General features: G+C 46.4%; 6 protein-coding genes and 1 pseudogene. All 7 read right to left on the bottom strand.

What is annotated here, in order from left to right; genetic code table 11:
- A pseudogene (locus AAC033_RS12070) lies at positions 1-530 on the bottom strand (xylan 1,4-beta-xylosidase); the annotation flags it as partial.
- A gap of 168 nt (positions 531-698) precedes the next feature.
- Positions 699-1895 carry a glycosyl hydrolase family 8 gene (locus AAC033_RS12065; RefSeq protein ID WP_339738418.1) on the bottom strand — a complete coding sequence of 399 codons (1197 nt, stop codon included), beginning with the start codon at positions 1893-1895 and terminating at the stop codon, positions 699-701.
- 174 nt (positions 1896-2069) lie between these two features.
- Entirely contained in the window at positions 2070-3431 is a 1362-nt protein-coding gene (locus AAC033_RS12060) for a family 43 glycosylhydrolase (RefSeq protein ID WP_339738416.1), read from the bottom strand.
- 109 nt (positions 3432-3540) lie between these two features.
- The gene (locus AAC033_RS12055; RefSeq protein WP_339738414.1) at positions 3541-5619 is read right to left on the bottom strand and encodes an alpha-glucuronidase; all 2079 of its coding nucleotides are present in this window, start codon (positions 5617-5619) and stop codon (positions 3541-3543) included.
- A 23-nt stretch (positions 5620-5642) separates the two neighbouring features.
- Positions 5643-7211: a glycoside hydrolase 43 family protein gene (locus tag AAC033_RS12050; RefSeq protein WP_339738412.1), complete on the bottom strand. Its 1569-nt coding sequence runs from the start codon at positions 7209-7211 to the stop codon at positions 5643-5645.
- 48 nt (positions 7212-7259) lie between these two features.
- The gene (locus AAC033_RS12045) at positions 7260-9041 is read right to left on the bottom strand and encodes a glycoside hydrolase family 43 protein (RefSeq protein WP_339738410.1); all 1782 of its coding nucleotides are present in this window, start codon (positions 9039-9041) and stop codon (positions 7260-7262) included.
- A 68-nt stretch (positions 9042-9109) separates the two neighbouring features.
- The gene (locus tag AAC033_RS12040; protein ID WP_339738408.1) at positions 9110-9964 is read right to left on the bottom strand and encodes an alpha/beta hydrolase-fold protein; all 855 of its coding nucleotides are present in this window, start codon (positions 9962-9964) and stop codon (positions 9110-9112) included.
- Positions 9965-10204: the final 240 nt, after the last annotated feature.

The raw sequence follows: 10204 nt of genomic DNA, 5'->3' as shown, positions 1-10204 counted from the left end.
TCCCAAACCGTCATCAGGTATTGCGCATAGTTGTAATCATCTTCCACTCCGATTACTTCGGGACTAACCCCGGGAGGACGCATGATAACATACAGTCCTTTGGATATGGCATACTCGGCCATCGGGATGAAAACTTCGTCGAGGTACTTTCTGAACCGGTCTTCGTTAAAACAATTCGGTAATTCATGGGCATCGGGAGTACAGCCGGGCGTATTGCTCCAATACGGGTCCATGTGTAATCGTACAAAGTTCATCTTCCAGCCTGCGTCCAGGATATCATCAATCAAACCTTGATTATAAGCCAGACAGCCATTCACATCATAGTTGGTCCATTGGGTTCCCCGCTCATTAAACCAAGGGCTGTAAGTCTGGGCAAAACCATGCAAATTAACGACATTCCCGTGGGGGTCTTTCAGGAAACGACCTTCAACATGTAACTTGGGCGTGGGCATGCCTTCCCACGCGTAAACATCAGAAATCCATGAAAGGAACATCAGTAGGAATAACAGTCCGGGTAGTTGTTTTTTCATAAGTCAGGTTAAAATCAGGTTCTTTATACGTTCTACCTGACAATGATAACTCCTCCTCACCAGACTGCTTTTCGATATTAGATAAATGACTTTCAAATTTGGACAAACGAGGTCTGATCGCTCGAAAAAGCAACTAAGCCAAGTTGAATTCACAAAAAAGTAGTTTGACTATTCCGGTAAAATGGCCTGATAGTTACCACTCAGGTGCATTAAACTAAACAGGTACATCAAGCCATCAAAATAGGGATCAAAGTATCCATCTTCGTATGGCTCCAGCTTTTCATTCCAAAGTTTATGCACAAAATCGTAGTCAGGATCCACCTCATCGATGAGTGAAACCGTTGCAGCGGTTGAAATAAAGCCCAACGAGTGCCGTAATTTTTGGAAACCGCCCGCCTGCAAAATAAACTCAGGAGTCGTTCCATCCGGATTATACTGATCAACAAACTGGTTGATGCCTTCTTTCCTTAAAAATCCGTGAATTCGGGCCGCATAGTCTTCCTGCCACGCTTTATCCTTGCCAAACCACACATAATCCATGGCAATATTCATCGGAACGCGCCATGAATCGTACCGGAAACCCGCCGGCATCCAACGGGTCGGGTGTGCTGTTCCGTCAAAATTCGTATAATCAAAATTCAATCCGGTTTCAGGGTGACAGGCGCTGTGCAAAAGCACACGAGCGGTATCAGCACAATCGCGGTAAAACTGTTCGTGACCATCATTCGCAAAATCAGCCCAAACCTCCAAAAAAGCCGGAACATGATACGACGGATCGGTCCATTCGTATCCGCCACCCTCAGGGACAAAACTGATTTGTTTATGTTCCAGGTTGATCACATGGTGAATTCCGCCAGTACCATCTTTTGCCCACATGGCATCCAGTATTCTCCGGGCTTCGGCATAATAATCAATGCCGGTGTCATTTCCCCATCGGTTCGAGGCAAACAAAAGCGTGGTCACAAAAAACAGCTCGCCATCTGAGGCAGAACCTTCCGAGTTCTTAACCATGGTTTCCGGATTGATGCTCCAGGCAAAATAGCCATCACGCGGGCCGCCCTGATGCTGAGTGTATGCTTTCGTCCATCGCCAAATCCGGTCGAAAACTTCTTTCTTGTCTAACTGCACTGCCACCATCATACCATAGGAAAGTCCTTCGGACCGGGCATCATGGTTCTTTAAATCGGACACGTAAGCCATCGAATCGCCCACCTCGAAATAAACCCGGTTAGGCCCTTCAAAAAGATCGTAGTAAGCTTTGGATAATTTCGCGTCAATTTCTTGCTGGCTGTAACCAGCTTCAAGAAAAAGATTGGGATAGGTGCCGGTATAATAAGCGCCTTTTTGATTTTCAGTGCCGGACATATCTGGATTTTGAGCAAAAATATTCGAGCTTGATAAAGCAAAAAAAACGAAAAGCAGGAGAACAACGTTCATCCTCTGTTTTGAAAAAATATAGCTATTCAGATTCATAATTTAGATGTTTGGTATTCTTAATCAATCGATAAGCATTGTTACAAATATCGCCAGTCTCCAATTTCAATTTCCAAACCGGATCCAGTCGATCTCAACCGGGTGATCCGCTTTGCTGACGACAACCAGGTTATGAACCCCGGACTGAAATTTAGACAATGGGGTCTGAAGGACTTTCCATCCGTCACTTTCAGGAATGTTCACCTCGGTCACCACTGGGCCATCCGTATGGTTTAAGCGAATTTGCAGGGTGCCTCCGGCTTTCGACAAAGCCTTGACCTGAACCGATTTCAGCGTTTTATCACCAAAATCGACGCTATTGTACTGAATCCAGGCATCCTTTTTTTCGAAAATGGTTTTCCAACCTTCGAAAGTATTTGCAGCGTCCACGAAATCGATTTTAACTCCATAATTACGAATGGCACTGTAACGGTCGATTTCAATGTTGTTTGTTGCTTTTGTCAACCCAACACCACGCAAGGTTGGCTGCACTTTTTGAATGGTACCATCGGCATTGAAAAATAAACTATCAACGCGGATGGAGCGATTTTTATCGAACGTGGGCGAAAAGTCGTTGTGATGATAAAACAGGTACCATTGCTTGTTGTATTCAACAATGGAATGGTGGTTGGTCCAACAACCGGTTGGCGACTCGTCCATGATCACACCGGTCATTTTAAACGGCCCCATCGGGTTGTCACCAATGCCATATTCCAGCCGTTCCGTATTATTTTCAACATGCGGAAAAGTCAGGTAATACAGACCATTGCGCTCGAAAACCCAAGGACCTTCTTTCAAACCTTTTTCGGGAAGGTTGGGAATGATCATCGGATCAGAGGCTAGCTCCAACATGTTTTCTTTCAACTTTGCCACAAAAATATGGCCGTGCGACCAATAAATGTACGCTTGCCCGTCTTTGTCGATCAGCACGTTGGGATCGATTCCTTTTACACCCTTAATATTCTCTTTTTGCGTAACATACGGTCCCTCGGGCTGATCGGCCACCGCCACGCCAATTCCAAAACCTTTTCGCCCGTTTTCGTCAATTTCATTGGTGTTGGCCGGAAAATAAAAATAGTACTTGCCGTTGCGCTCCACACAGTCGGGCGCCCACATACTGTACGATGTCGAGTCGATCCAAGGGGCATCATACTGGCTGACAATCATGCCGTGGTCAGTCCAGTCAGTCAGGTTTTCCGACGAAAACACATGGTAGTCTTCCATGCAAAACCAATCTTTACGCCCGGACTTTTCAGGCGGTGTAGGAATATCGTGCGAAGGAAATACATACACCTTCCCATTGAAAACCCGCGCAGAGGGATCAGCAGTAAACTGATCGCGGATCAATGGGTTTTGGGCAAACAACGCGGCACCCGAGATCATCGTTAGGACAATCGCTGTCAACAGTGACAGATAGACATGTTTCATTTTATATGGTTTGATCGTTTATTTTCTCACAAGCAGTGATTATCCGGCTCAAAGGCTGTCAGTCTATACCCTTCACATCCGCAGGCTTTTTAGCTGAAAACCTGGCTGCCTATTCATAAGCCCGAATCGTGCGTTGGTCTTTCTCAATTAAATCATCCAGATTATTCACCGGACGCTCCAGATCATAAGGAATTGGCCGTTGGCTATACTGCTGAAAATAGAGCAGGCAGGCATCCTTCCACTCCACCGCATTCAGGCTTTGATCACGCAGTCTTTGCTGAACCCTGCCAAAGCGGTCCCGATCAACGTAGCGCTCCGCCTGATCCCAAACTTTTTGGAACTGCCGCACTTGCTGCACCCCTTGATCGTAGCGATAGCAAAGCTCATTCCACAACGTCCGCCCGTTTTTCATTTTATAGTCCCACGAAACGTGATGAAACCACAACAGTAAAGCTTCAGGACAAGTCTCTGGGCTGCTGAGTTGCGATTGAAGTGGTTCGTGGTATTGGCTTACCGCACCACTGCCACTCGCCGTCCGGTCGAAGCCAATCCCTTCAGAATCGGCTTGATGATAATAGGGCGGCGTCCAGTCTTTGCGCATGCCTTTGGGCGCCCACCAGGGACCTGGCCCGTAATGGTGGTGAGCGGCAAAAATATGATGTAGGCCAAGTGGCATCATGTAATCAACAGCAGCTTGGTGACTATTGAGCATCATCTGTTTCACCGGCTTCAGAAAATTCAAATCCCACTCCATTGGCAAAACCACTTCCTGATCGCCTTCCACGAACAACGACCGGCTAAAAGTCAGCTTGAGCCATTCATCAGCAATTTGTTCGCTCGAAAGTGAGCTGTCCCATGCCTGCCGCCCGTATGCATACCAGTTGGCTTGGGCAAAATCGTGTCCGCACCAGTTGTCATCCAGCCCAATGTTGGCCACTCCGGCAATGGCCGTATGTTTTTGTTTAAAAAGACTTCCATCGGTCGCACGGGCAACCGTGCTTCCTTCACCTTCTTGCCAGGTGTCACTGTGCAGGAACTCCTCCCACATGGGCGCCAGAAAAACAAGGTGAATCGAATGGCCAAGATATTCTTGCGTAACTTGAAGCTCAGCCATCACCGGGGTTTGTTTCATAGCACCAAATAGCGGGCTGAAAGGTTCGCGTGGCTGAAAATCAATCGGTCCATTTTTGACCTGGATAATCACGTTGTCGCGAAACTGCCCGTCAAAAGGCATAAACTCGTTGTAGGCCTGTTTGGCGCGGTCTTCATCTGAGGGGTTGTACACAAAAGCACGCCACATCACCAATCCGCCATAAGGGTTTAAAGCATCCGCCAACAGATTGGCACCGTCAACATGATTACGTCCGAAATCCTGCGGCCCCGGCTGTCCTTCGCTATTGGCCTTCACCAGAAAACCACCAAAATCGGGGATTAACGTATAAATCTCCTTGGTTTTGTTTTTCCACCAGTCAACAACTTCGGCATTCAACGGATCAGCAGTTGACAATCTTCCAATCACCATGGGCGAAGCGAAGTTAATGGACAGATAGGTTTTGATACCATAGGGCCGGAGCACATCGGCTATGGCCTTGACCCGATTCAGATAGGCCGCAGACAAAACTTTGGGTGAGGCATTTACATTGTTTAAAACGGAGCCATTGATTCCGATGGACGCATTGGCCCGCGCATATGCTTCCCACAATTTCAGATCTTCAGGTGTTACTGTCAGCGAATCGTTCCCTGCGCGCCAAAAAATGGAATGTCCGGCATAGCCGCGTTCGACTGTTCCGTCCAGGTTATCCCAGTGATTGAGCAGCCGATTTTCCCATGAAGGATTGACCAGCTCGTCACGAATGGCTTGTCCGGTTTGCTGGCGTCGCAACAGTTCATAAACCCCGTATAAAATTCCCCGTTCGGTATTGGCGTGAACACCTTCTGCTGAAAGCCGAAACCCATCACCTTTGATCTGCTTATCACGCGTCAGGCCCAGCACAACCGTTTGGTTGGCTTCCCCCTGCCAGGCATGCTGCAATTCCTGCCTGGCAATCGTTAAGATCGCCGAACTTCTTTTGTTTACAACCTGAACAGGAATATTACTTTTTGAACGAAGCCAGAGCTGGTGCCCATTATCGGCATTTAAGCCAAGCGAAAGAAAGAACAAAACAATAACGCTCAAGATCGATTTCATAGGTTTCGGGTTCTTTGATTTCATTATAAAATTGAATCACGAATTCTGAAGTAGTCAAAATCAACGTAACCTCCCGTGGTTTTGGTAGCATAGTTGAACAAACCAAAGCGGTAGCCCATGAAATGGGGCAGCGTGTAACTCATTTGCAAGGGATCTCCAATAGCAGTCCATTCTTTGCCATCATGACTGTAATAGAAATAGGCTTTATCGGTGCGTTCCTTGAAATCGCAGTCAATTTTTAAATGCACGTTGTCCTTGCTTAACGGAACACGATCCAGTTCAACCGGCTCATTCGTCTCGGCACTGACCATCACCAGGTATTTTTTTCCCTCTTCCATCTTCACGCCCACAAGGCCATAGCGACGTTGCAATGCGATAAAACCCGCGCAATCACCATCTTTCATGTTCGATACATCAATCGAAACAGTCGCAGAGCTTTCGGGGCCAAAAGTACGTTGAGTTAGCATGTTTCGCGACTGAAGCACATCATCGTCAACACGTCCGGTAGTCAATCGAAGATGACCTTTTCGTTCAGAAAGCGACCAGAAGTTGTTGTCGGGATTGTGGTTCCACTGCCATGCCAGAGGCAATGTGTTATCGCCTTTCTTCCGCTTAAAATCATCGGAAGCGACAAGGGCTTTTGCTCCCGTATTTTCAACCGCAATATCGAGCGTATCGGGCACTTTTCCATCAATTCCCAACACCGGCCAGCCATCTTCCCAGCTCATGGGCACCAGGTAAGGGATTCGCCCAACCGATCCGTAATCACGAAACAGGTAGGCATACCAGTCGCCTTCGGGTGTGTCTATCACGCAGCCTTGTGCAATGCCCCGGTCACGAAGTGCCACGCGCCCTTCATAGGGACCCGTAATTTTGTCGGCCCGGTGCACCACAACCGTGCGCATCCCGTTGCGCGGCCAGGTAATGTTGAACAAGTAGTATTTTCCATCGTGCTTGTAAAGTTGCGAACCTTCGGCATGAAGCATCAAATTATCAGCGGCAACTTTCCCGGCATCGGGTACGATAACTTCATTGAGCCCTCCCGGTTTGAGACCCGAAACATCAGCTTTCAGTTCGGCAATCCGAATGTCGCCACCCCCGTACAACATATATACGCGCCCGTTGTCATCGAAAAAAAGTGAATGGTCGTGCAATGAAGGCGAAAAGCTTGTTTCCTTCCATGGCTCATTCTCAGGATCACGGGTAGTAAAAACATGGGTTTTGCCTGATGTTGCCGAAAAGGTAGTCGCATAAAAAACCCCCTTGTGGTAACGAATACTGGGAGCCCAGGAACCTGCGCCATAGGCATTATTCCCATTTTCAAGCCGTAACTTTTCATTATCAGCCAGAGTGTTGTAAGCGTAACTCACCAGCTCCCAGTTTACCAGGTCTTTCGACTTCATGATGGGCAAACCCGGGCTCATATGCATGGTGGTGCTGGCCATGTAATAGGTGTCGCCAACACGTACCATCGCCATATCCGGAACATCGGCATGGATAATGGGATTAGCAGCAACCTCTTGCTGCGCGAAAACATCCTTACCAATGAGCAGGGATATGATAAAAATTATCGGTACCAGGTATTTTCTCATCTTTAGGTTTTTTAGTATCAACTGTGCATTTAGCGTTTGCATTACTAATTACTCGGGTTGGGCATCATTGGCTGATGTAGCATACAAGCCCAGCAAACATCCGGTGAAGCCGCCAGCCACGTTGGTCGAAAGAATGTCGCCCGAGACAGTGCCGCCCAAATTTACAAAGTCGGTTCCGTTGGTTGAATAGCTGAATTCGTAGTTGTCTCCATTGGCCTGCACTTTCAAATGAACTGGATTTTCGACATCAATGACGGTACTTGCCACTATTTTTGACTCCACCTGACGACTTCTTCGCGGCTTTTCATTCCGTTCGAGTAAAAGATAGTATTCTTCTCCCTTTTGGGTAATTCCAAATACGTAGTTTGAATGCTCGTTTTGAAGGGCCACAAGACCCGCCAAATCCTTTTCAGAAGCTGGAGTGTAATCGAGTGTCGTTTCAAACGAGAAGTTTTTGTGCTGTTGACGATGGAACAAAGTTGAAGTAGGCTTTACTTCCTTAATGTTCACTTCGAAAGGCTGAATCTGCAGACCTTTTTTTGTTGTTGAAATGAACTCTTCGCGAGGCCCTCTCAAACCAATCCAGCGGTAATCAAGTTTTTCAGATGTAAAATCCTCGGTGAAGGTAAAGTTGCCATTAGGAAAGTACCCGTTTTGTCCGGTTTTATTTTCCACGCCTTCAGGCATTTTCAACTTGGGCTCCATGGGAACCAAACCGTTTTCGAATACCGGAAATTCACCCGACCAATCAACAGGTAAAATAAAGGTCTCGCGGCCGGTGTTCACCCGGTCCTTTTCGTTGGGGCGAATGGCCAAAAATACACCATAGTATTTGCCATCGGGGCCTTCAACGATATCGGCATGACCAGCCCAATCGACTTTATTTGGTCGATCTTTGGGAAAATGACGTTGTGTCAAAATTGGGTTGCTGGGTGCCGGTTTATACGGGCCACGGGGATTGTCACTAATAAAGATCACTTCGCTGTGCCAGCCGCCAGTTCCTCCTTCAGCACACATCAAATAGTATTTGCCATTTTTCTTGTAGATATGAGGAGCTTCAATCCAGATGGGCTTTTTTGACAGATCAACTCCGCCGTCAACAATAATTTTATCACTTCCGGCAATCACCTGGTCGTTTTCCACATCATAATCCCAAATTTTAATCACCCTGTGTCCGTTATACAGTTCTTTTCCCTGGTCGGGAGCATCGTTGTGTACTACGTAAGCTTTTCCATCTTCATCAAAAAACATCGACGGATCAATCCCATTGAATTTCAGCTTGATTGGGTCGCTCCACCCTTTGAAAGGATCGTTGGTCTTCACCACAATGTTTCCGAAATCACCGGCAAATTGGGTGGTAATCATGTAAAAGGTATCGTTATTTGGATTATACTTGATTGCGGGGGCATAAACTCCCGCGCTTATTCCCGTATCGTGTACTTTCAGCTGCGATGTACGGTCGAGCACGTGCCCCACTTGGGTCCAGTTCACCAAATCATTGGAATGAAAAATAGGCACCCCTGGAAACATGGCAAACGACGAGCTAACCAAAAAATAATCGTCGCCTTTACGGGTGATTGCTGGATCAGGATAACAACCCTGTAAAATCGGGTTATAAAATTCATCCGCCTCCAGCGGATTGTCATTATAAACCTGATCGTTGCCACTATATTCAACCTGTGTAAATACAGGGGTATTTTTGGTTTGATTTCCTTTTTGCTTCCTGTTTTGACTAAATCCTGTAACGGTGAACAAAATCATAAAAACAGAAAGTAACCCAATTTGCATTCTTCTTATGGACGTTCGTCCACCTAACTTTACTCTTATCATTTTTAATAAAATTTATTATTCTATAATCAACTGTTTAATCTCTTTTGAATCAGTTAAGATCTACTTTTTTATTCAGGCATGCCAGCCGGTGTAAAAAGCAGCTGCGCGAAATGGTACAGATTATCCTTCCAAACTTTGAAATCGTGGTGACCGTCGGGTATAACCTGATAAATATGAGGAACCTGGTTGGCCACGAGATAATCGCTGGTACGTTTGCTAAATCTGATCAGATTATCTTGATCTCCACACGACATCCAAAGCAGTTTCAATTGCTCTTTTGTCTTTGCCGGATCAGGCACCAGCTCTTCGGGTGCTTTTGTATTGGGTGCCGATGAAAAGCCGCCAACCCAGGCAAACTTATCGAGGTTGCCCAACCCGAAGTTCAGCGACTGCCCGCCGCCCATCGATAAACCGGCAATGGCCCGATGCTCCCGGTCTTTCTTTACCGGATACGTCTTCTCAACGAACGGAATCAGGTCATTCAGTAAATCCTGTTCAAAGGTGGCAAATGCCTGTACTTTATCGGGCGCCATAATATTTCCGGTAGCGCGGTCATCCTTCATGGCGCGGCCATTGGGCAACACCACAATCATGGGTTTCAGCTTACCCTCGGCATAAAGGTTGTCGAATATGATATGAGGCACCCCATGGTTGAACCACTCTTTTTCATCACCACCAATGCCATGCAACAAATAAAGTACCGGGTAATGTTTGTTTTTCGAAAAACCGGGAGGGGTGTAGACAAGTGCTTTTCGGTTCGTGCCAACCGTTTCTGACGCATAAACGATGGTATCAATTTTTCCATGCTCAATGTCTTCGCGAAGAAGATCGAATCCTTGCGGAGCAGGGCTTTCCACATCTTGTGAAAAAGCAGTCAGGCCCAACAACACCAGGAAGAAAGCGGAAAGAACAATTTGTTTCATATTCTATTGAAGTTAGTTTTTAGGTTATTTCAGCAAATTAACGATGGTAAAGTTAAGCGATCGACAAAGTCTCTGATTTCAATTTTAGATATATGATTATAAAGTTTAGATATTTGAGGCGATTTGATGGCATTTGGAGTGAGGATGTTGCCATTGAATCTGGCTAAAACAAAAGAGGTTCAAACGGTGCACCCAGAGAACTCAGGGAACAATGGATTTTTTGAAAAAACTCAGATTAAT

Origin of the sequence: uncultured Sunxiuqinia sp., from assembly GCF_963974515.1 — a bacterium.
In the GTDB taxonomy this organism is placed as follows: Bacteria; Bacteroidota; Bacteroidia; order Bacteroidales; family Prolixibacteraceae; genus Sunxiuqinia.
The sequence above is the reverse complement of the archived record's forward strand: the minus strand, read 5'-3'. Positions and strand labels throughout refer to the sequence as shown.